The sequence below is a fragment of the Pseudorhodoplanes sp. genome (assembly GCF_050250235.1).
GTDB lineage: Bacteria > Pseudomonadota > Alphaproteobacteria > Rhizobiales > Xanthobacteraceae > Pseudorhodoplanes.
On record NZ_JBFWPA010000113.1, the window covers coordinates 1 to 21211 of the forward strand.

The 21211-nt window shown below is 62.4% G+C and carries 21 protein-coding genes and 1 tRNA gene; 9 read left to right on the forward strand and 13 right to left on the reverse strand.

Annotated elements, in window-relative coordinates; genetic code table 11:
* Positions 1–376 (reverse strand): ATPase domain-containing protein (locus AB7F49_RS30330; protein WP_428529417.1); only part of this gene is annotated, 376 nt, incomplete at its 3' end.
* A 299-nt stretch (positions 377–675) separates the two neighbouring features.
* Here AB7F49_RS30330 and AB7F49_RS30335 point away from each other — a divergent pair.
* Positions 676–993 carry a hypothetical protein gene (locus AB7F49_RS30335; protein WP_428529419.1) on the forward strand — a complete coding sequence of 106 codons (318 nt, stop codon included), beginning with the start codon at positions 676–678 and terminating at the stop codon, positions 991–993.
* Positions 994–1030: 37 nt separating this feature from the next.
* Here the strand turns inward: AB7F49_RS30335 and AB7F49_RS30340 are convergent, their stop codons facing one another.
* Positions 1031–2053, reverse strand: coding sequence for a P63C domain-containing protein (locus AB7F49_RS30340; RefSeq protein WP_428529421.1), 1023 nt, complete (start codon positions 2051–2053; stop codon positions 1031–1033).
* Between the two features lie 168 nt (positions 2054–2221).
* On the opposite strand from AB7F49_RS30340, the gene AB7F49_RS30345 reads away from it, so the two are divergent.
* The 4 genes from AB7F49_RS30345 (at position 2222) to AB7F49_RS30360 (ending at position 5261) form a co-directional block, all read left to right on the forward strand.
* Positions 2222–2296, forward strand: a tRNA-Val gene (locus tag AB7F49_RS30345).
* Between the two features lie 156 nt (positions 2297–2452).
* Positions 2453–3364 carry an IS1 family transposase gene (locus AB7F49_RS30350; protein ID WP_428529423.1) on the forward strand — a complete coding sequence of 304 codons (912 nt, stop codon included), beginning with the start codon at positions 2453–2455 and terminating at the stop codon, positions 3362–3364.
* Between the two features lie 119 nt (positions 3365–3483).
* On the forward strand, positions 3484–3642 hold the full coding sequence (locus tag AB7F49_RS30355) for a hypothetical protein (protein WP_428529425.1): 159 nt from the start codon (positions 3484–3486) through the stop codon (positions 3640–3642).
* A gap of 428 nt (positions 3643–4070) precedes the next feature.
* A complete protein-coding gene (locus AB7F49_RS30360; protein WP_428529427.1) occupies positions 4071–5261 on the forward strand; it encodes a S1 family peptidase in 1191 nt (396 codons plus the stop codon).
* On the opposite strand, the gene AB7F49_RS30365 is transcribed toward AB7F49_RS30360, so the two are convergent.
* On the reverse strand, positions 5212–6093 hold the full coding sequence (locus tag AB7F49_RS30365; protein ID WP_428529429.1) for an IS1595 family transposase: 882 nt from the start codon (positions 6091–6093) through the stop codon (positions 5212–5214). The two genes, AB7F49_RS30360 and AB7F49_RS30365, sit on opposite strands and share 50 nt — an antisense overlap.
* A 1008-nt stretch (positions 6094–7101) precedes the next feature.
* Between AB7F49_RS30365 and AB7F49_RS30370 the strand changes: the two genes are divergently transcribed.
* From AB7F49_RS30370 to AB7F49_RS30385, 4 genes are all read left to right on the forward strand, one after another.
* A complete protein-coding gene (locus tag AB7F49_RS30370) occupies positions 7102–7242 on the forward strand; it encodes a hypothetical protein (protein ID WP_428529431.1) in 141 nt (46 codons plus the stop codon).
* Positions 7243–8047: 805 nt separating this feature from the next.
* Complete coding sequence (locus AB7F49_RS30375) at positions 8048–8224, forward strand: hypothetical protein (RefSeq protein ID WP_428529433.1); 177 nt, start codon at positions 8048–8050, stop codon at positions 8222–8224.
* Positions 8225–8285: 61 nt separating this feature from the next.
* Positions 8286–9125, forward strand: a complete 840-nt coding sequence (locus AB7F49_RS30380; protein WP_428529435.1) for a hypothetical protein — start codon at positions 8286–8288, stop codon at positions 9123–9125.
* A gap of 135 nt (positions 9126–9260) precedes the next feature.
* The gene (locus AB7F49_RS30385) at positions 9261–9758 is read left to right on the forward strand and encodes a CYTH domain-containing protein (protein ID WP_428529437.1); all 498 of its coding nucleotides are present in this window, start codon (positions 9261–9263) and stop codon (positions 9756–9758) included.
* Between the two features lie 62 nt (positions 9759–9820).
* On the opposite strand, the gene upp is transcribed toward AB7F49_RS30385, so the two are convergent.
* From upp to AB7F49_RS30435, 10 genes are all read right to left on the reverse strand, one after another.
* Positions 9821–10450 (reverse strand): uracil phosphoribosyltransferase, encoded by a 630-nt coding sequence (gene upp, locus AB7F49_RS30390; protein WP_428529439.1) that lies wholly within the window; start codon positions 10448–10450, stop codon positions 9821–9823.
* A 34-nt stretch (positions 10451–10484) separates the two neighbouring features.
* On the reverse strand, positions 10485–11714 hold the full coding sequence (locus tag AB7F49_RS30395) for a URC4/urg3 family protein (protein WP_428529441.1): 1230 nt from the start codon (positions 11712–11714) through the stop codon (positions 10485–10487).
* A gap of 134 nt (positions 11715–11848) precedes the next feature.
* Positions 11849–13105 (reverse strand): GTP cyclohydrolase II, encoded by a 1257-nt coding sequence (locus tag AB7F49_RS30400; RefSeq protein ID WP_428529443.1) that lies wholly within the window; start codon positions 13103–13105, stop codon positions 11849–11851.
* Positions 13106–13381: 276 nt separating this feature from the next.
* Entirely contained in the window at positions 13382–15007 is a 1626-nt protein-coding gene (locus tag AB7F49_RS30405) for a GMC family oxidoreductase (protein WP_428529445.1), read from the reverse strand.
* Positions 15008–15074: 67 nt separating this feature from the next.
* Positions 15075–16079, reverse strand: coding sequence for a TRAP transporter substrate-binding protein (locus AB7F49_RS30410; RefSeq protein WP_428529447.1), 1005 nt, complete (start codon positions 16077–16079; stop codon positions 15075–15077).
* A 16-nt stretch (positions 16080–16095) separates the two neighbouring features.
* Positions 16096–17367: a TRAP transporter large permease gene (locus AB7F49_RS30415; protein ID WP_428529449.1), complete on the reverse strand. Its 1272-nt coding sequence runs from the start codon at positions 17365–17367 to the stop codon at positions 16096–16098.
* Complete coding sequence (locus tag AB7F49_RS30420; protein ID WP_428529451.1) at positions 17364–17894, reverse strand: TRAP transporter small permease; 531 nt, start codon at positions 17892–17894, stop codon at positions 17364–17366. The genes AB7F49_RS30415 and AB7F49_RS30420 overlap by 4 nt, the downstream gene beginning before the upstream one ends.
* Positions 17895–17904: 10 nt before the next feature.
* Positions 17905–18534, reverse strand: a complete 630-nt coding sequence (locus tag AB7F49_RS30425) for a glutathione S-transferase family protein (protein WP_428529453.1) — start codon at positions 18532–18534, stop codon at positions 17905–17907.
* Complete coding sequence (locus AB7F49_RS30430; protein WP_428529455.1) at positions 18531–20471, reverse strand: TRAP transporter permease; 1941 nt, start codon at positions 20469–20471, stop codon at positions 18531–18533. The genes AB7F49_RS30425 and AB7F49_RS30430 overlap by 4 nt, the downstream gene beginning before the upstream one ends.
* Before the next feature lie 58 nt (positions 20472–20529).
* On the reverse strand, positions 20530–21211 hold a 682-nt coding region (locus AB7F49_RS30435; RefSeq protein ID WP_428529457.1), incomplete at its 5' end, for a TAXI family TRAP transporter solute-binding subunit.

Here is a 21211-nt window from a genome sequence, read left to right on the forward strand (position 1 = left end):
AAAGGTCGTCGACATTGACACCGAGCTTGCGCGCATAGACCGGGTCGAGCGCATGTTCGGCATCGACGAAGGCGCAGATGCCGCCCTTCTTCTGGGCCTCGGCCACGGTGTGCAAAGCCAGCGTGGTCTTGCCGGAGGATTCCGGCCCGTAGATTTCGATCACCCGGCCGCGCGGCAGCCCGCCGACGCCGAGCGCGATATCGAGGCCGAGCGAGCCGGTGGAGACGGTGGCGATATCCATCGCCTTGTCGTTCTTGCCAAGTCGCATGATCGAGCCCTTGCCAAACGCGCGCTCGATCTGGGAGACCGCGGCGTCAAGAGCCTTGGATTTGTCCATGGAGGAACCTTCAACCAAACGCAGGGCGGCGGGGGCCATTGTCGCTCCTTATGACTGACGAATCGGGCGGCGTGAATGCACTCGCTGGCGCCGTCTCACGTCCGGGATTTCGCAGCGGTTGCAATCGAGTTTCAGCAGGGTCTTTGACCGTGGAAAGCAATGTACACTATTTGTTCTTTGTTCGCAATACGTTCTTTTTGGTGTTGGGGTACTGGCCTGTTTTGACCCCTGGTGGCCTAGTTTGGAATCGGCAGTGGCCTAGTTTCATTCAACGCGCTGTGAATAGGTGAATTCGTCGATCCGACGTAGCTTGCCGATACCAATCGAGGGACACCAACATGCGCGCAACAATCTCACTTTCGGCGTTCGCTCTGATCCTGAGCCTCGTGCCCGCATCGGCAATGTGTGGCGGGATGGGCGGTCAGCAGGCCCAATCATCCGGCCAGGGGGGCAGCAGCATGTCGTGTGGGCGGCCAGCGCAATCGACGCAGGCCGAAGACCCGTTCGGCCTTAAGGTTCAACCCAATCAGAAGCCGCAGCAGATGGGCATGATGTGCCCCTGCTGCCGGAATATGGCCGGGATGATGCAGGGTGGCGGCATGAAGATGGACGGCGACGATCCCCACAAAGGGATGGACATGACGCCGAAACAGTAAAGCGCCGGAGGCCGCCTCAGTTGGCGGCCTCCTTTGCTTACAGGCCCTTGCCGTCGTCTTTTTCCGGCTCGTATTCGAACGGCAGTTGATATTGCTCGCCGTACCGAGGACGAAACCGGTCAAGCTTTTCGACAAAATCAGGGTAGTCCCTGCTCATCGTCATATAGGCCGTAACTGCGCCCAGATGCTCGCGCAACTTGGGGTATCCCACGTTTCGAGTAAGCGCCTGCGACAAAGCCGCCTTCCGGCGGCCAGCTTCATTCTTTGGAATGACCTTTTTGAGTTCAGCAAGGACCCCCGGAGCCAGTCTCTTATAGACGATGTCATTCGTGAGTGTGCCGAAGTACTGGGGGCGCCTCACCGAATCCGCCCGATATTCAAGACCGCGCAGTCGGAACAGTTGCGCGTAATAGTCGTCCGGGAACGTCTTGACCCACGGCTGCAATTCCTTGGCAACGAACGCCTCGAGGATTCGCGCAAGTGCATCTTTAGTCCGGTCACGCTGGAAGCCAGTCGCTTCATCAACAAGAGCAATGATGCCGACGCGCGCAAAACCGCGAACCAGTATTTCGCAACGATCCGCAAGATGTTGTTGCTGAGGTAGCAGGGCTCCTTGTTTTCGCGCGGCTAGAATGATGTCGCAGATGTCAGCCAGGATCGTAGCTTCAAACCCAAAGCTGCGGCCACCGGCTGGCAATTTGAAGCGAATTGGATTCCTGATGCGCGACGATAAGTCTTTGATATCGACTCCTTTTTGACCAAGAGCGTCGATGAATCCGGCCATGCGCTGCTCACCGAACGAGCCGCCGCTAATCGACATCCCAATGCCGGTTTGCAGCCCCCGTTGCGACAAGACCCGCGTGTCGTCGTCGAGGACGTAGCAGGAAATTTCGATAGTGCCGATCTTCAGCGGGTGATCTTCGGACCCATGAGTGGCTTCCTTGATATCGCCAGACCATCGCGCAGCCGCCGCATTTTTCGCGATTGTTTTCCGATCTTTAGGCGAGAGAGCCTCTGCCCGCGCAACGCCGCCTTTGGCTTTCCCCGTCGGTTCCGGCATGCAAGCATCCTCCTTATGGAGCCTGCATTATCCACAGATGCAAGCATTTTGCAATGAATGCTTGCAAGTTCCCCACAGGCTGATAGGGTGCCCTCATGACGATGGGTTTGCACCAGCAAAAACGCCTCGCACCGGTTGGAGCCGGTGGCGAGGCGTTTTCGTATGTGGGCGGGGGTCGTCTAGTGGTTAGGACCCGGGGACTACACCCCCGTAATCCCAGTTCGATTCTGGGCCCCTGCGCCATCGTTAAGAGTGGGACCGTCACCGTTGGAGCGGCGGCGGCCCCTGATCGTCAACCTCGGGATTGGGCCCCGGAGCATCCGACCGTATGCAATATAGCATCGACGGCTCGGTTTTTCCATGACGCGCCCAAGTCCCCCATGTCGGATTGGGCCCGCCGTGAACATCCTTCCTCGCGAAAAACAGATTGAAGTCATCGCCGCGCTTTGTGACGGCCTCGGCATTCGAGCCGCGTCCCGGATCACTGGTGTCAACCGTGGTACTGTCGGCGCGCTCGCCCTCAAGGTCGGGCGCGGCTGCGCCGTGCTGCATGACCGCATGATGGTCGGCCTGCGCCCCAGCCGTCTGGAGCTGGACGAACTGTGGTCCTATGTCGGCCACAAGCGCAATCCGCAGAAGAGCAAGCCCTCCCGCAATCCCGAAAAGGGCGACCAATACACATTCGTCGCGCTGGCATCGTCCACCCGCGCCATCGTCGCATATCGCACCGGAAAGCGGGATACTGACAACACGCTGGAATTCATCCACGACCTGCGCCAGCGCGTGATCGGCATGCCGGAAATCTCGACTGACGGCTTCCTGCCCTATCAGAGCGCCATCCGGCACGCCTTCGGCAACCGCATCGCTCACGGCACTGTCGTAAAGACCTATTCGGTAACTCACCTCGCCGTAAAAGAAGCCGCGCGCCGGTACTCGCCGGCCCAGGTAATCGCTGTAGAGCGCGACGTAGTAAGCGGCGTGCCGGCGCAGATCAGCACGTCCTATGTTGAGCGGAGCAATCTCACGCTGCGCATGTCCAGCAAGCGCTTTGCGCGCCTCAGCAACGGCTTCTCAAAGAAGCTGGAGCCGCATTGTGCCGCCGTGTCGCTGTACGTCGCGCACTACAATCTGTGCCGCGTGCATGAAAGCCTCCACAGCACCCCCGGCATGGCGCTTGGCATTGCGGATCGGGTCTGGACGATTGGGGACTTGCTGGACGCTGTGCTGGCGACCCAGCCGATTGACCCGGTAGTGACAGCGCCGGACATGCGGAAGCGGTTCCGGGTAATCGACGGAGGGCGGAACAAGTAAGGGTTGCTGACCTAAAAAAGACTCGCGTAACGCGAGCGAATCGCCGAATGGGACTTCGTGCCTTCCGCTCCCTCTGAGCGGGTGATTTTGCTTGAAACACTCACAGAAGGAATCGAGAAATGAAAAAAGCCCCGTGGCATTCAATCAAGCAGTCGGTGCATCACAACAACACCGAGTGCAACACCGGCAACAATATCGAGCGCGAAAACCTCCGTGCCGGTGACGGCGGCAAGCCGCTCTGCAAGGAGTGCGCTGATCTCAATCGCGCGGGACGCTAGCCACAAAGGTTAGTTCCCACCAAGGACCCGTGGGCTCCCCGTCGATCACAGGCCATGTCTGGCGAATCTCGGCGACTGGGAGTCCACTGCTAGCAGCCGCTGCGAACGCCCTGAGACCATCTTCAGCGCTCCCCCTAAATCGAACGGTAGGCTCCGGATAAGCATGCCCGGGGCCGCCTTCGCATGACTCGAATGTATCGAGTCCAGCACCGCGCAAGACCAGGACGGCTCGCTCGATACCCGGATCGAGGGGCGGATCAAATTTTTCCCTCCCCGACGTAAGCTTGTCGGACATGCCCGGGCAACCTGCACTGCGGCGCTCCGTTCCATTAGTGGCCTGTTTTGAAATTGCGAGTGGCCTATTCATGCCAGTACCGGTGTTGGGCGGAATTATCCCTTGACGGCAAGTATTGATTGGGAGAACGTAGATGGAACGCTCTGCGGTCCATAGGGTCTGCTATCACGACTTGGATTTCGACCGCATCCCGGTAGTGTTCCGCTCAAGCCGGAACACGCCCTATGTGCGGGAGATTCGCGTCGGCATGCCTCGTATCCCCCCCACCGTCCTCCACAGCGTTTTCTACCTTTATGAAAACGAGCGGGACGCCCGTGCCGGGGAAAACCCGGGAGGCACTGGCTTCGTGGTCAGTGAGTGGCCGGGATTCTATTACGCCGTCACCAACTGGCACAACGCGGCGGATCACGATCACCCGGTCTATCCCGTCATTCGATTAAATACGAAGGATGGGGGAACCGATGTTTTGGACCTAGGCCCAGAGGATTGGGAGTTCATACCTGGGGGCGATGACATCGCAATCTATCCACTAAATATCGACCTCTCGACACATCAGGTGTCCGCTATCCCTACGGACTTGTTTGTTCGCGAGAGCGAGTCCGGATACCCGGATATAGGCGTCGGCGAAGACACGTTTATGGTGGGGCTGTTTGTCGATCATGGGGGCATCACAACAAACCTGCCGAGTGTCAGGTTTGGCAATATCAGCATGCTCCCTGATCCCAGTGCTCTTTTAGAGCAGAAAACGGGATATCGCGGACAAAGCTACGTTGTAGACATGCACTCGCGGACCGGTTTTTCCGGATCACCTGTCTTTGCATACCGGACCTTCGGTGCGGACCTGACAGTAGACGGCCAGCACACGATTGAGGGGCTGACGATCATTTCAAATGGGCGCCCGGGACGCGCGCGAGAGCATGGCTATGCAATATCGCAAGCGCAGGCGACTTTTCGATCCGAGAATATCTTTCGGTTTCTGGGAATTCACTGGGGACAGTTTCCGGAAATCTGGCCAATCAAGCCGGGCAAGGATGCATTCCTCATACGTGATGACCATGTAGAGGGTCATAGTGGGATGACTTGCGTGATCCCGGCGTGGAAAATCAAAGCCTTTCTCGATCGGCCTAAATTCAAGGGACCGAGAGAAGAAAAGCTGAAGGAACTAATGCAGAAAACGGACCCACGTCGTCCTAAGCCCGAGTCCGCGAAGCCCGCCGGGGACGCTGAAGGCGCCCCTCCTGCCAGCGACGCGAACCCCAATCACCAAGAGGATTTCAAGCGTCTTTTAGACGTGGCAGCGAGAACGCGCACACAAGAAGATTAAACATCGACCAGTGCGAATGCCGCATGTTGCGGCGATAGCTGAACTCGGCAACGTATTTCCAAGAGTGTTTTGCGCTGATGTGGACATGCGTTCCGGCAATTGCGCGCTTGAGCAATGACCAATGGCCTTCAAGGCTGTTTACGTGGTGCTTTCCGCGCACGTATTCCTTCGCTGAGTGATTGACGCTGCCGTGGTCATAGGCATGGCGCAGGCCCTTGTAGGCCCAGAGTTCATCGGTGCTGATCGTGGTGCCCGGAACGACGTTCTCATTGATGATCGGTTCCAGCGTGTGCGTCGTCACATCGGGGACCGGACCTGCAACGATCTTGCCGTCGCGCTGGAGCATGCCCATCACAACGGTCTTGTTGTCCGGCTGGTGAGCCTTGCGGCGACCACCAACGCGCGTTTCGTCAATCTCGACGTGGCCTGACAACGTGGGGCCGCCACCGAAATCGTGATCCGCCGCAGCCATCAGCTTTCGGAGTTCATGGCACATGCGCCACGCGGTCTTGTAGGTCACGCCCAACTGGCGCTCGACTTCCTTAGCGGCAACGCCGTGGCGCGTGCTGGTCATCAGGTACATCGCGAAGAACCACTTGGTGAGGTTCGTTCGCGACTTGTGGAAAATGGTCCCGGCGGCCGGATAAACGTGATGGCCGCACTCTTGGCAGGCATAGGCCCGGCGCTTTGTCATCGGATGGAATTTCGCGTGTACGCCGCAGCCGGGGCAGTCGATTTCGGTCCCGCCGTGGTTGATTTCCATCAGCTTGGCGAGGCAATGGCCGTCCGTCGGGTATTCTTCCTGAAACTGCTTGAAGGTGTACTTGGCCATCCGCCTATCCCCCACGTAAGTTGTAAGGGATAGTACCTTGGGACTTACTTGCCGTCAAGGGATAAACCCGGTGTTGGGCGGGTACTGGCCGCTTTGGGTAGGTAGTGGCCCCTTTTGAGAACAGAGGCGGTCCCTTTTGAAATCGATTCTCCCGCCTATGGGTAGGAGGACTGTCATGATCACAAGACGACCCCGAGGCGAAACCACACTTTCTAAAGCCACCTACGACGATAAGCGCCCGCGATACGATCCGCCGTCGTCCGCCCAACTTGAGCGGGAGTTCGAGGATTCCAAGAGGGAAGCCGAAAGGTCACGTGGGCTGCATCGGCTGCTACACCGGAATCCAAGGGCGTTCTTACGCGAACTTGGGGCTGATGTGCCAGAGCCGGCTCAAGTGCCGCCTATCAAGCGCCGTGCGCTCTAAGTATTCAGACGCCGCATCAGTTGGCGGCCTCTTTCATTTCAGAGGCTGGCGCAGGAAATGATGAATTCAAATTCCTTTTGTCCGCCGATCCGATCTACGATTTTCGCTCGTAGGTTTGTTTATCAGGCGACCATTCCGCCATTTCCGGCACGCGGCCACGCTGAATACGTAGGGCTCGCGCCGATCTTATTTAAGAACTGAAAGAGCTCGATCTTCTTTGAGAAGCCGTTGGAGAGACGAGAGAACCGCTTGCCCGACATGCGGGAAGGTTCTCGAACTACTGCGTGCCCTCAAGGCCAAGGGGGAGACCAAAAGGCAGTGCCGCGTCCACGAAAGCCTGCGCAGCACGCCGGGCATGGCCCTTGGAATTGCTGATCACGTCTGGACGATTGGAGACCTGATCGACGCCGCTCTGGCAACGCAGCCGATTAACCCGGTCGTGACCGCGCCAGATCGGCGGAAGCGCTTCCGTGTAATCGACGGTGGAAAATCGGAGTAACCGCGCAGCGCGCCCAATTCAACGCTTGCCTGTTGCTATGATGGCAAGGCCGAAAGCGATTCGGCTCGAAGATGGGAGAATCATCGTGGGTAAGAATGAGAAATCTGGCGGCAAGACCGGCTCGATTGCCTCGAAGGGCCTTCAGAAGCCGGGATCGTTGACCAACAAGGAAATCAAGTCTCTGTCGGCGTCGGTGCTCACGCAGCGTCCCGACAAGAAGAAGTAAGCCGCTCTAGTCGAACGACCGCAGGTGTGGGGATTGTCGTAATCCCCATTGCCTGATCCCAAGTTCGATCCTCTCCGCTTGCGCCTAGATTGGGCGCGATTACTTTTGCGTTGTCGTCGTCTTGGATCAGAAATCCAACCGACACGCAGCGGTGGGCCTTCCGCTGGCCGATACCGTCCAGCCACTGCCAGCCCGGGATAGGCTGGCCGCTATCAACCCATTCGATCAAAACGAGTGGCGGCTGGTCAGGCATGGAATCCTAAGCCTCGGCTGAGTCTGGTAAACGGAACCTTAACGGCTTGGCCCCTTTTCAATTTTGGGGTGGTCCCTTTCGGCCCTAAAGGGGCCAGTACCGAGGCGGAATTATCCCGTTGCAACAAGTGAGAGTTAGCGCGTGCCGCGGGCGCCGCCGCGGTTTGCGCTTTGTGCCCGGTCCGCGCGATCTCGACGGCGCCGTGTTCGCCAGACGTTCAGCGCGCATGTGGATAGATGGATATTCGGATGGGCGCTGGCTCGCCACCGTCCCTCGCCCGCCTGCGGCACCGGGCGCAAGCCCGTGCGGGTGCGGTGCGCCCGGAGCCGGCCGCGCAAGCGGCGTATCAGGATGCCCGGCGCCTTGCGGCGCATCATTCTCCGGCGCATGCCGGGTTCACCCGATATACGCTGCCAGAAGACGTGGAATATTAGATTTGGAATACGGCGTCCCCGCGCCGCAAACCGGGCGGAAAAGCCATGCACCAAGGCGCTCTTTGCCGCGGCGAGGACGGTTCGGGAACCAAATTTCGCGCCATGCGTTAGGTCGCGCATGGCAACCAAACCAATCCCCCCGGAAGTCCAGGCCGAACGGGCCCAGGCCGCCGCCGACTATCGCAAGGCCCATCAGGGCGCGATCGACCGCATCGCCATTCTGCGCGCCGCGCGCCTGAAACGCGACGCCGAACAGGCCAAGGCCAGGCGGGACCTGAAACAGCGCAAGAACTAGAGGCTGGGCAACACCCGTGCGGCGCGGGAACGGACTTCCGTTCCCGTGCTAGAAGCGCGGCATGCCGCATCCCGCACGCCTGCTTCCCGCGCTGGCCGGTTTCCTGATCCTCGGTCTAATGCTGATCGGGGAACGGGCGCCCGCGGACAATGTGTGCCGCATCGCGCGCGCCCCGGCCTGGCTGGAGCAGCAATGCCTCTCCGTTCCGCATCTGCCGCTTGCCGCCGGTGCCGCCGCCATCGCGCTGATCGCGCTAACCTTGCTGCTGCTTTTGCGTTGGCAGCGCAGCCGCCGGCGCGCCATATCCTATGAAAGCGATGCAGGACGGTGGATTGTGCTCGGGTGGATACTGGCAATCGCAGGCGCAATCTCGCTGCTGGCCGGGCTGCTCCTGATCGGATCGGGCGGCTGGCCCTTCAGCCAGCAGTCGCGCCACATCACGATCAGGACCGGGCAATTGCCGGTCTTCATCTCCACGGTGCAGCGGCGCTACTTTGCAAGCTATGCCGGCGCCGACGGGCTGGCCTCGCTATGCGCGGGCTTCGGCGCGGTGACCATCCACAACCGCTCCCGCAGCCGCCATGTCGCGCTCGATCTGGGGCTCCTCATCACCCCCCGCAAGACCGGTGGCCCGGCAGCCATGGCCGCCATGCCCACGGCCGCCATGCCGGGCCGCGAGGACCTCGCCGCGATCGCGCGACGCGGTCTTGCCGCGCAGGCGATCTTCTGCAATCCGGTGGAGCTGAAACCGCGCGAGAGCCTGCAACGCGAGCTGGTCTTCGTGATTCGCGATGCCGCTGCCGGTCTGTCCGATCGCGACCATGACTTTGCGCTTGCGGTCACGGACCGGCTCAGCGGGCAGCGGGTGTCGTTTCCGCTGCCGGCGGAATATCGCGGCTGAGGGGGATCGGCGCTTGGCTTGCCTTTGTTCGGGCGGTTCGCTAGCGCTGGCATCGGGCTGTCATCAGGCTGTCACATCCGGTCCCCGCCGCGCTGGTCAAACGGCAGGGGTGCCGGGACGCGTGCGGGGTGTCGGATGGGTTTCGAGATCGAGCGCAAATTCCTGGTGCGCAGCGATGCGTGGCGAAAGCGCGTCACCCGCACGATCGCGATCCGCCAGGCCTACCTCGCAACCGAAGGCAACGCCTCTGTGCGCGTGCGCATCCGCGACAATGCCACGGCCACGCTGAGCGTGAAGTCGCGGCCGGCCTCGCTGCGCCGGCTCGAGCTCGAATTCCCGATTTCCGTCATCGAAGCCGAGGCAATGATTCCGCTGCGCCACGGCGCGGTGATCGAGAAGGTGCGCCACCTCGTGCCGCATGGCGATCTCACCTTCGAGGTCGATGTCTTTTCAGGCGAGAACGAGGGGCTGGTCATCGCCGAGATCGAATTGCGCGACGAGCATCAGGAGATCGCGCTCCCCGAGTGGACCGGAATCGAGATCACCGGCCAACTGCAATATTACAACAGCGCCCTGGTGACGCGGCCCTCCACGTCCTGGTCGCAGCCCGCGACGGCGGAAAGGAGCGCGTAGCGGTTGGACTTTCGCCTCGCGGCCATGTGCCTCGCTCTCCGGGAGACAAGCGAGGTGTGGATTCACTTCGTGCCGTACATCCGGTCGCCGACGTCTCCGACACCGGGTACGATAAAGCCCGAGGCATCGAGTTCCTCGTCGATCGCCGCGGTCCAGATATGTACGTCGGGATGATGCGCCTGCACCTTGTCGACCCCCTGCGGCGTCGCCAGCAGGCAGACGATTCGCACCGAGCGTGCGCCGGCTTCCTTCAGCCGGTCAACGGCGGCGACGGCCGAATTGCCGGTCGCCAGCATCGGATGCAGCACCAGCACCAGCCGCTCGGCGATGTCCTCGGGCGCCTTGAAAAAATACTCAACCGCCACCAGCGTGCGCGGATCGCGATACAATCCAATATGGGCGACCCGCGCCGACGGCAACAGATTCAGCATGCCCTCGAGAAAACCCATGCCGGCCCGCACGATCGGCGCCAGCACGAGCTTCTTGCCGGACAAAATCGGCGACTTCATCGGCGCGAACGGCGTTTCGATTTCAATCATCTCCAGCGGCAGATCGCGCGTGACCTCATAGCAAAGCAGTTCCCCGATCTCGGCGAACAATTCGCGAAATGCCTTGGTGGAACGGTTCCTGTCGCGCAGCAGCGTGAGCTTGTGCTGCACCAGCGGATGATCGACGATGGTGACGCCTCGCATAATGGACTCCAGAGAACCGGCGATCCGCAAATGACTAAAATACCGTGCCGTCGCTGATAACATGAATCGGCGGTGCGCCGCCCGGCCGCTTCGCATTGGCGAGCCGACGGCCTGCGGCCCAGGTGCCGCCTTCCAGGACCGCGCCGAGCGGGAAATCGGCCGCGTCGAGCGAGAGCTTCTGCCGCACCAGCGGCGCGACGCTGTCGAGCAGCGCCACCGTCAGCGCGCGCCATTCCACCACCAGTTCGGACCACACCTCATGCCCCTGCCCGGCCGCTGCCGGATCGCGCAACGCGATCACGCCGGCATCGAGGAAAAGGCCACCGTTGCGGTATTCGGCAAGTCCGGTGAGGCCGTCGAGGTCGGACACCGGCACGCCACCGTCCTCCAGCGGTTCAACCAGCGAATAGGTCAGCCATTGCGACAGCTTGTGAAACGGGATCAGGCCATTGGTCTCGTCGTCACGCACGATGGCGGGGTGCCGCCACGTGTCACCGAGCGAGACGCCGTCGAGCGCGATCCGGCCGGGCCAGATCGGCCCGAGATGATGGAGCACGGCGCGCAGCACTTCCGGTGCGGGAAGCGGCATGCCATCGGCAACGGACGCCAGATGATCGAACAGACCTCCCGGCCGCGCCTCATCCTTCATCGCGAACACCGCGGGATTGTCGAGCAGCGCGCTGCCCAGCCTCGCGATCAACGCCGCGCGGCCATCCAGCCCCGTCAGCGGATTGCTTTCGCTGACCTGAAAGCCGCGCGCGAGATCGCCCGCAGTGAACGCCGCCAGTTCGTTGGCGTCGGCCCGAAGCGGATCGGCCGGATCGCCCGAGAAATACCCGGCCTCGAACATGCGAAGGCTTGCGATCGCAAGCCCTTCCGAACGCGCGACCTGGAGACCGGTGACGCCGTCGCGATAGCGCCACTGCGGCCCCGCACCGGCGTCGAGCAGCACCGAGACGATGGCAAGATCGAAGGCCGCACGGGCTTGTGATGCAGGGTCGTTCCATCGGCGCGCGGCGGCAATCTGCGGCCAGAGATCAGCGCCCGCCAGCCTGAAGTGACGCCAGCGCGCATGCAGCGGCACCTGCAGCGAGGGATAATTCTCGCGGATAACCTGTGCGACGAAGGCCGCTGCGTGGTCGAGCTTATCGAGATGGAGTGTGAAGTTTGCGAGTCCTCCCTGCTCCGCTTTGGCCAGCATCTCATGCGCGCGTTCGCGAACGGCGTGGGCGGTCAGAAGGGAATCAACGGTCGCACCGAGCATCAGCACACACTCCGTTCGTCCCCGCAAAAGCGCGGACCCAGAGCCACAAATGTCGCGCTGGAAAAGAAAGCTGGATTCCAGCTTTCGCGGGAATGAGCGGAGCTCGGGATAGCCATTTGCCAAACCCGCCTTGCTCAGAAATCCCGCAGGTTGCGGCCGACAATGGCTTTCAGCTCGTCTTCGGTCGGCGCGCCTTCCGGCGTGAAATAGCCGGCGGCCTTCTTCGCCTCCATCTCGACCCTGGCGTCGTCCGGGATCATTGCGTCCGGGATCGGAACGCGCTCCACGATATCAATGCCCGAGCCGGTGATGGCGTCGTACTTCATGTTCGACATCGAGACGAAGCGGTCGATCCTGGTGATGCCGAGCCAGTTCAGCACGTCCGGCATCAATTGCTGAAAGCGCGCGTCCTGCACGCCCGCGACGCATTCGGTGCGTTCGAAATAGGTGGCGGCCTGGTCGCCGCCGGGCTGGCGCTTGCGCGCATTGTAGACCAGGAATTTCGTGACTTCGCCGAGCGCGCGGCCTTCCTTGCGGTTATAGACGATAAGCCCGACGCCGCCGTTCTGCGCTTCGCGGATGGACTCGGCGATGCCGTGAATGAGGTATGGCCGGCAGGTGCAGATGTCGGAGCCGAACACGTCCGAGCCATTGCACTCGTCATGCACGCGGCAGGCGAGCGTCTTCTTCGGATCGGCGAGCGCCGCCGGATCGCCGAAGATGTATAGTGTGATCCCGCCGATCGGCGGCAGGAAGACCGACAGGTCCGGGCGTGTCACGAGTTCCGGATACATGCCGCCGGTCTGCTCGAAAAGGGTGCGGCGCAGCTTGTCCTCGGTGACGCCGAACCTCTCGGCGATACCCGGCAGATACCAGACCGGATCGATCGCCGCCTTGGTCACCGCCACGTCGCGCGCACTGTGGACCAGTTCGCCATCGATCTTGATGAAGCCGGTATCGAAGAAATGATCGAGTTCGGGCAGCGTCAGCCGCGCCTTGGTGATCGCGATGGTCGGGCGGATGTCGACGCCTTCGGCGATCTCGGTCTTGAAATCCTGCGCCACCCGATGGCCCCAGGGGTCGAGCGAAACAATGCGCGTGGCGCTCGCCCATTGCGGAAACGGTCCGATATCGACCACCGGCATGGTGTCGGACAGGTCGGGCCGCACGATCGGATTGAGCGCACCGGACGAGACCGCAAGCGCACGGTACAGGGCATACGAGCCGCCATGCGCGCCGATCGCGTTGCGGTCGGAGCCTGCATTGACAGTGCCGATCACGGGCCCGCGTTCGCGCGCGGTCGGCGCGCCCCAGCGGATCGGGAAACGTCCCGGCGTCCTGTGCCCGGGATGCGATGTCAGACGGATATGCCCGTCTCTGTTCGTGGACATGACCTTGCCCCACAAAAGCAAAAAGCCCTCGTCCGGCAGCGCCGGAAGGAGTGGCTTCAAAAAGAAAAGATAACGATGGGTTGCGGTTTGGGCAAGGGGGATGTTGGGGGCGGACCGGCTTAGCGGATTTCAGCTCCGTGTCCCGGACGCGGCGCAGCATGGAGCGAAGCGGAATGATGCACCGCTGAGCCGGGACCCGTTTCCAGCAAGCACCCCATGGGTCCCGGTTCTGCAGCGCAACGCTAGCGCGTTCCGCTGCGCCCGGGACACGAGGTTTCAATTGTTCGACACCCGCCCCCTAATCAAATCCGCCGCGCGCTCGGCAATCATGATGACCGCCGCGTTGATGTTGGCGCCGATGATGTCCGGAAACACCGAGGCGTCGATCACCCGCAGGCCCTCGGTCCCCCTCACCTTCAGCTCCGGATCGACCACGGCCATCTCGTCGCCTGCCGGCCCCATCTTGCAGGTGCCGCAGGGATGATGCGTGGTGACCACCGAATTGCGGATGAAGGTCTCGAACTCCGCGTCGGTCTTCACGTTCGCGCCCGGCATGATCTGGCGCGCGATGAAGGGCTTGAGTGCCGGCTGATTGGCAACCTCGCCGAACATCGCGACCGCATTCTTGAGCGTCTGCCAGTCGCCCTCGGTCGCAAGCAGGTTCTGCCGGATCTGCGGATGCGCGAACGGATCGGCGGAGGCGAGCGCGATGCTGCCGCGGCTTTCGGGGCGCAGCACCACGATGCGGCAGGCGAAGGTGTCCTCGAACGCGGCCTTGAATGGCGGCATGTAAGGCGCAGCGCCGAGCGGTCCGGCGATGAACAGAAGCTGCGCATCCGGCAACTGGTTCGCAGCACGCGGGGTCTTGAGGAAACCGATCAGACCGCCCGGCAGATCAGTGGTGAAGCCGGTGCCGAATAGCGCACCCTGCGCCAGCGACAGCGCAATGCGATCGAGCCGCAAGTTCTTCTGCACCGGGCCGCCGCCGTTGCGGCCATAGACGATCAGCGCCGCGACATGGTCCTGCAGATTCTTGCCGACGCCCGGCAGCGCGACCCTCACCGGAATGTCATGTGCGGCGAGTTCGTCCGGCGCGCCGATGCCTGACAGCATCAGGACTTGCGGCGAATTAATGGTGCCGCCGCAGACCAGCACTTCTTTCGCTGCGCGCGCGACTTTGGTCTCGCCGTCCTGTCTGTACTCGACGCCAGTCGCGCGTACGCCCTCGAAGATCACGCGCGCCGTCTGCGCATTGACCTCGACGGTCAGGTTGTTGCGCGCCAGCGCAGGGCGCAGATACGCCACCGCGGTGCTGCAGCGGCGGCCATTGCGGATCGTCGCCTGCATGCGCGAGAAGCCGTACTGCTCCTGCGCATTGTAGTCGGGATTGAACGGATAGCCCGCCTGCCCGGCGGCCTCGATATAGGCGTCGACCAAGGGATCGGCGTAGCGAGAACGGCGGGTCGTCAGCGGACCCGAGCCGCCGCGATATTCGCTCTCGCCACCTTCCCAGCTTTCCTGCTTCTTAAAATATGGCAGCACATCACCGTAGGACCAGCCGCGCGCACCGTTATCGGCCCAGCGGTCGAAATCGCCACGATGGCCGCGCACATAGGCCATCGCGTTGGTGGACGACGAGCCACCGATCACCTTGCCGCGCGCGACCTCCATCCTGCGGTTGCCGGCAAAGGTCTCCGGCTCGGTGTCGTAATGCCAGTCGAACAGCCGCTCCTTGTAGACCTTGCCCCAGCCGAGCGGGACCTTCAGCCAGAAGCCGTCGTCCCACGGCCCGGCTTCGAGCAGCAGCACGCGTGTGTCCGCATCCTCGGTCAGCCGGGCCGCGAGCGTGCAGCCCGCGGAGCCGGCGCCGACGATGATGTAGTCGTATTCCGAGGTCGTCATTGCAGCAATTCAAATGGACCCGTCATACCGGGTTCACGCGCCGGCGCGTGCCCGGAGTGACGAATTCTCACTTCGGCGTCTTCGCGTCCACCACCTTCTTCAGCGTGTCGAATTCCTTTTTCACCGCCGGATTGGAATCCACGATCTTGGTGCCGATGGCGAGGAAGTCCTTCATCATCTTGTCCTGCTCGGCGGCCGGCAGCTTCAGGATTTCACCCTTGTTGGCAACCCAGGCTGCATTCGCCTTGGTGTTGTTGTCGAGCACCCAGGGGAAGGCCTTCTGCTCGGCCTCTCGTCCGGCGGCACGGATCGCGTCCTGCACGTCCTTCGGCTGCGACTGGAACCAGTTCTCGTTCACCAGCGCGACCGACAGAAGGTAGGAAAACTGCAGGTCGGTGACGTATTTCGCCACATCGTAATACTTGAACGCAGTCAGGATCGGCATGCCGGCCAGCATCGCGTCGAGTCCTCCGGACTGGAGCTGCGGAATCACCTCGGTCAGCGCCAGGGGTGTCGGGATCGCTCCGAGCGACTTCATCGGCTCCATCTGCAGGGGCGATGCGAAAGTGCGCACTTTCATGCCCTTGATGTCTTCCAGCTTCGGCGCCGGCTTCTTGGTCAGGATCACGGTCGGCGAATTGTAGATCGCCCCGACCACGCGCAGTCCCTTGTCGAGAAACATGGTCTCGAGGTGATCGCGATAGGCGGGATCCTGAATCGTCGCGTGCTGGTGCTCGGGCGAGCGGAACAGGCCGGGCACCTCGAAAATCTGGAAGCGCGGGTCGAGATTGGTCACGAACGAGGTCGGCGTAATGAAGGACTCGATGGTGCCGAGCGAGACGCCCTCCGCCATGCGCGGAATGGCGCCGAGCTGGCTTGCCGGATAGATGCCCATTTTCAGCTTGTCGCCGATGCGCGCCTTGACGCCCTCGACAAACAGCTTCTGCCATTGATGCTGGCCGTCGTTGATGGTTGCGCTGGCGAGCTTCATCTCCTGCGCGGAAGCCGGCAAGGTCGCGGCAAACACCGTGGCGAACGCCGCGGCGAAGATGCTGTGTCGTGTCAGGTGCATTTTGGTTCTCCCAGAGTTAAATCGAACGCGTGAGAATCAGCGAAAGGTCCGGCCAGTAGGTGATGATGATCAGCGCAAGAAGCTGCACCGCGGCGAAGGGCAGCACGCCGCGATAGATGGTTTCCAGCGGCACGCCGAGCACGGTGCGTGCAACGAAGATGTTGAGCCCAAAGGGCGGCGTAAACATCCCGATCGCGAGATTGGCACACATCACGATACCAAAATGAATCGGGTCGACGCCGACCGATTTCACCAGCGGCATCAGGAGCGGCGTCAGCACGAGGATTGCCGAGGTCGGATCGAGAAAGCAGCCGACGATCAGCAGGATGACGTTCACCGCCATCAGGAATCCCCAAGGGGCAAGCTGTAGGGCCTGGAGCCACTCGGTCATGGCGCGCGGCACGCCGCTGATGGTGAGGATCCAGGAGAACAGCGCGGCGGTCGCGACGATCACGAGGATCTGCGCGGTCAGCATCGCTGCGCGCGCGGCCGCCTCCATGATGTCGCCCCATGACATGGTGCGGTAGATGTAGCGTCCGACGATCATCGCATAGAGGCAGGCAAAGCCACCAGCTTCCGTCGGCGACGAATAGCCGAGATAGATCAGGCCGAGAACGAAGGCCGGCATGAACAGCGCCGGTGCCGCCCCCCAGCTCGTACAGAGGAAATGCCGCAGGTCGAACCGGCCGGACCGCGGAATGTCCATCTGCACCGCGCGCGCCACCACGAACGCAGCCATCATCAGCGCGATCAGCAGGCCGGGCAGAACGCCTGCGACGAACAGTTTCGGAATCGACTGCTCGGCCGATGCCCCATAGAGGATCATGGCGATGCTGGGCGGGATCAGGATGTCGATCGCCCCGCTCGAACTCACAAGCCCGGACGAAAAGCGCTGACCGTAGCCGTCGCGGATCAGCCCCGGATAGAGCGACTTGCCGACGGCCGCGACGGTCGCAACGCTCGCGCCCGAAATCGCACCGATCAGGGTCGACGCTCCCACAGTGGCAACCCCGAGCGAGCCCGGCACGCGGCCGATCAGCGCGAGGACCCATGCGATCAGCCGATCTGCAATGCCGGCTGCCCCCATCAATTCGCCGGCAAAGATGAAGAATGGAATCGCCAGCAGCGCGTAATTCGCGAGCCCGCCAAACATGATCTGATGGAGCGCGACCGGCGGCACCGTAAGGATGAAGACGAAGGTAAGCACCGCACCGCTCAGAAGCAGGGCGAAGATCGGGGTGCCGATCGCCAGCAGCGTTAGCGGAACTGCGCCCAGGGTCCAGATCATGCGGGGCCGCCGCGATGTTGCGTGAGGCTGCGGATGTCGCTCACCATGATCATCGCGGCGATAATCGCGGTTCCGCCGAATCCGATCAGCAGGGCGGAGTGCGGGATCAGCATCGGCATGCCAAGCGCCATGCTGGTCTGCCCGGTCGCGGTGACCCTCTGGATAAAGCCGAAAGACTGCACGGCGGCATAGGCGCAGGCAGCCATCATCACCGCATGGGTGACGATCGATAGCGCGCAGCGAGCGCGGCTGCCGACCCGCGCGGTCAGGATTTCAAGCGCAATATGGCTGCGATCGGCGGTCACCAGCAGCATGCCGATCATCACCATCCAGATCATGCCATAGATCAGCACTTCGTCGACGCCGATGACCACGCGGCCGGTGGCGCGGGCCACCGCGTTGACAACGTTGAGGACCACAAGACCGATCAGCACGAGGCCGAGCAACGCCCGCACCGCCGACAGGGCGACGCGGGCGAGACCTGCACCGGCATCCGCAGGCGTCGTGGTCTTGTCCTCGACCGTCATTTGCCCTGCCCTAGGCGGCCGTGTTGAGCGCGGACGGTTTGGCGCCCGTCGCGACCGAAAATGCCGGTCGCGCCTCGATCGCCTTCATCCAGCGCGACAGCTCCGGGAAGTCCGGCTTCTCGACCGGAAATTCGAGGCAGCGTTTGACGATCGTGCTGAGGGCAATGTCAGCGAGAGTCAGCCGGTCCAGCGCGAAATACGATTTGCCCGCGATGTGGCCCTCCAGGATCTTGAGCTGGGCAACCATATCCGCACACTGAGCCGCAAAATCGGGAGCGCGCTTGTCCGGTTCGTTCTTTGAATCCTTGAACACGGCGACATAGGGTGTGTTGAGTGAAGCCAGCAGCCAGTCCATCCAGCGTTCGACATGGGTCTTCTCGGCCGGCGTCGATCCCGTCAGGGCCGGCTTATGCAGTGCCGCGAGATAACGCAGGATGGTATGGCTCTCCCAGATCACAACGTCGCCGTCGATCAGGGTCGGCACCTTCGAATTCGGGTTGAGGTTCTTGTATTCCGGCGTCTGCGTGTTGTTGAACTGCCGCCCGTAATCCTCGCGGGCATATTTCACACCGATCTCTTCGAGTGCGAACAGCACTTTCTGGACGTTTCCCGACGTCTGTCGACCCAGCAACTTGATCACGCGATCTCCTCCTTGTTGAGCGATGTGGACGGGGCGGACGCCGCGCCTCTCTGTGCGCGCGACGCAAGGAGCAGCACGAGCAGCCCCCCGCCTCCGATCAGATTGACGATGATTGTGACGATATCTGTTCCCGGCGGGATCATCAGCATGATCCCGAACAGCGCGAACAGGACGCGCTCGAAAATGCCGATCGGCCGCGCCGCGTAGCCGATGATGGCCATCGATACCGCGGCGGTGCCGACGAATGCGGTGACGACGGCGAGCAGCACCTCGAGCCAGTTTCCGCGCAGCAACAGCGCCGGCGAATAGATGAACAGGAACGGCACGATATACGCGACCCATGCGAGCTTGACCGCCGCCCAGCTGGTGCGCCACATGTCGGCGCCGGCGATCTTGGCGGCGGTGATCGAGGCCAGCGCCACCGGCGGCGTTACCATCGACAGCATGCCGAAATACAGGATGAAGAGATGGGCCGGAAGCTCCGCGACGCCTGCGTCGACAAGAGCCGGCGCCAGCACCGTCGCGAGCATGATATAGACCGCAACCGTCGGCATGCCCATGCCGAACACAATTGCAATGACGGCGGTGATGGCGAGAAGGAAGAACCTGTTGCCGCCGCTCACCGACATCGCATCGGCCGCAAGCGAGAAGCCGAGCCCGGTGAGGCTGATCAGCCCCATCAGCAGGCCCGCCGCGGCGGTGATCAGGATCAGCGGCGCCGACTGAACGCCGGTCTCGATCGCGGCCTCGATCAATGCGCGTACCGAAATGCGCTGTCCCGCATAGGCGCGCAAGGCCGTGACCATGACGAGAACACCGATCGCCATCAAGGCCGCGATCTGCGGACGTGTCTGGAAGGCAAGGAAGGCCAGGAACAGTGCGGCAAACGGAACAAGAAAATGTGCGCCGCTCAGAAAGACCGCACGAAAGCGCCGCACGTCCGCAGCCGGCAGGCCCATGATCCCGGATCGCGCCGCGATGCGGTCGATCTGCACGAAGATGGCGGCGTAATAGAGCAGCGCCGGAATCAGCGCGGCGACCATGATTTCCGCATAGGGCACGCGCAGCATGTCCGCCATGATGAAGGCGGCAGAACCCATGACCGGTGGCATCAGCTGCCCTCCGGTCGAAGCCGTGGCCTCGATCGCACCCGCGGTTTCCGGCTTCAGGCCGGTGCGTTTCATCAGCGGAATGGTGACGACGCCGGTACCGGCCACATTTGAAACCGCATTGCCTGAAATGGTCCCGAACAATGCCGATGCGCCGACTGCGGCCTTGGCGCTGCCTCCGCGGTAGCGGCCAAAGCCGGACAGCGCGAGGCCCGTCATGTATTCGCCGCCGCCGGTGCGGCGCAGCAATTCGCCGAAGAAAACGAACGGGATCACGATCTCGAGCGCAACCCGCAGCGGCAGGCCGAGCAGTCCATTGGGATCGAGCAGCAGATAGATCGCAAGCCGATCGGGCGCGATGGTCGGGAGCCCGATCCAGGGCCCGATCAGCGCCGCGCCGATGAACAGGCACACGACGATCATGATCGTGAGCCCGACCACCCGCCCGGTAAGCGCCAGCATTCCGACCAGCACCACCACCGACAACGCCACCAGCCAGGCCGGCCGCATCGACGCGATGATGCTCAGTTGCGGATAATCCCACGCGACGAAGGCCATAAGCCCAAGCAGCACAAAGCCCGCGAGGGTCCCCGCTGTCCGCCGGTACGATCCGGGCACGAACAGCATCGATGCCGCAATTGCCATCGAAAGGCCGGCAGCGAGCGCCAGGGGCTGTTCGGTGAACAGCACCAGATCGGCAAAGCGATGCAGTTCGGTGAGCCAGGCGAGCGACAGCAATACCAGAGCGAGGCCGAGAATCCGCGCGGCCGGCCCCGCAGGCGGCGAGGCAGCCATTCGATCCTGGTCCTCAACCGGCTTGCCGATCACTCCGCTCCCCTCACGCGAGCGCCGGTGCCTTACCCGCAATCCGCGGTCAGCACAGTTCTCAGTTGGTCTTGATGTTGAGCGCAGCCGCCGCGGCCGGATGATGCGGAAGTTGCTTGTAGGGCCGCGCAATGGCTTGCGGCGACATGCTGCCAAGCACCTTGTTGGCCTTGGCGATGTCGGCGCCCTTGTCGTGCAGTGTTTTTGCCATGGCGGTGACGGCGGCGTCCGTGGTTTTCGGTCCGGTCACCAGGACGTAATCATAGGCCATGGTCGAGATCGGCGCGGGCACCCCGACAACCTTGTCCTCGGGCTTCACCGCAATGAGATAGGCTTCCGGCGCAACCGCCTGCATGCGCGCGACCGCTGCCGGCGACGCATCAAACGGCAACCACAGAATTCCACCGCCGGCCGTATCCGCTTCCACCACCTTGCCGCCGCGCAGCGCGAACAGCGTTGCATCAACCCGGCCGGCGACCAGATCATCGACGCCGTTGGCGACGCTCGCGACCGGCACCAGCCGGACATCGTTCTTGGTCAGACCGCCATTGGCGAGCGCGCCTTCGACATAGGGCAGCAGGCTCGCTTGTGCGGTCAGTCCCCAGGACACGCGCTTGCCTTTCAGATCGGCGATCGACTTGATGCCGGAATCCTTCTTCACCATCAGCCCCACCGGGCTCGGGAACAGTGCCGCGACCAGCCTGATATCCTTCTGCGGGTTGCCCTTGAACGGGCCGGTGCCG

Bases quoted from the DNA above. Each gene is read 5' to 3' on its own strand.
- AB7F49_RS30405 (WP_428529445.1), bottom strand. From the start codon at position 15,007: ATGACGACCTCGGAATACGACTACATCATCGTCGGCGCCGGCTCCGCG.
- AB7F49_RS30420 (WP_428529451.1), bottom strand. From the start codon at position 17,894: ATGACGGTCGAGGACAAGACCACGACGCCTGCGGATGCCGGTGCAGGT.
- AB7F49_RS30415 (WP_428529449.1), bottom strand. From the start codon at position 17,367: ATGATCTGGACCCTGGGCGCAGTTCCGCTAACGCTGCTGGCGATCGGC.
- AB7F49_RS30335 (WP_428529419.1), top strand. From the start codon at position 676: ATGCGCGCAACAATCTCACTTTCGGCGTTCGCTCTGATCCTGAGCCTC.
- AB7F49_RS30400 (WP_428529443.1), bottom strand. From the start codon at position 13,105: ATGTCCACGAACAGAGACGGGCATATCCGTCTGACATCGCATCCCGGG.
- AB7F49_RS30365 (WP_428529429.1), bottom strand. From the start codon at position 6,093: ATGGCCAAGTACACCTTCAAGCAGTTTCAGGAAGAATACCCGACGGAC.
- AB7F49_RS30380 (WP_428529435.1), top strand. From the start codon at position 8,286: ATGCCGCATCCCGCACGCCTGCTTCCCGCGCTGGCCGGTTTCCTGATC.
- AB7F49_RS30355 (WP_428529425.1), top strand. From the start codon at position 3,484: ATGAAAAAAGCCCCGTGGCATTCAATCAAGCAGTCGGTGCATCACAAC.
- AB7F49_RS30385 (WP_428529437.1), top strand. From the start codon at position 9,261: ATGGGTTTCGAGATCGAGCGCAAATTCCTGGTGCGCAGCGATGCGTGG.
- AB7F49_RS30340 (WP_428529421.1), bottom strand. From the start codon at position 2,053: ATGCCGGAACCGACGGGGAAAGCCAAAGGCGGCGTTGCGCGGGCAGAG.
- AB7F49_RS30410 (WP_428529447.1), bottom strand. From the start codon at position 16,079: ATGCACCTGACACGACACAGCATCTTCGCCGCGGCGTTCGCCACGGTG.
- upp (WP_428529439.1), bottom strand. From the start codon at position 10,450: ATGCGAGGCGTCACCATCGTCGATCATCCGCTGGTGCAGCACAAGCTC.
- AB7F49_RS30360 (WP_428529427.1), top strand. From the start codon at position 4,071: ATGGAACGCTCTGCGGTCCATAGGGTCTGCTATCACGACTTGGATTTC.
- AB7F49_RS30375 (WP_428529433.1), top strand. From the start codon at position 8,048: ATGGCAACCAAACCAATCCCCCCGGAAGTCCAGGCCGAACGGGCCCAG.
- AB7F49_RS30395 (WP_428529441.1), bottom strand. From the start codon at position 11,714: ATGCTCGGTGCGACCGTTGATTCCCTTCTGACCGCCCACGCCGTTCGC.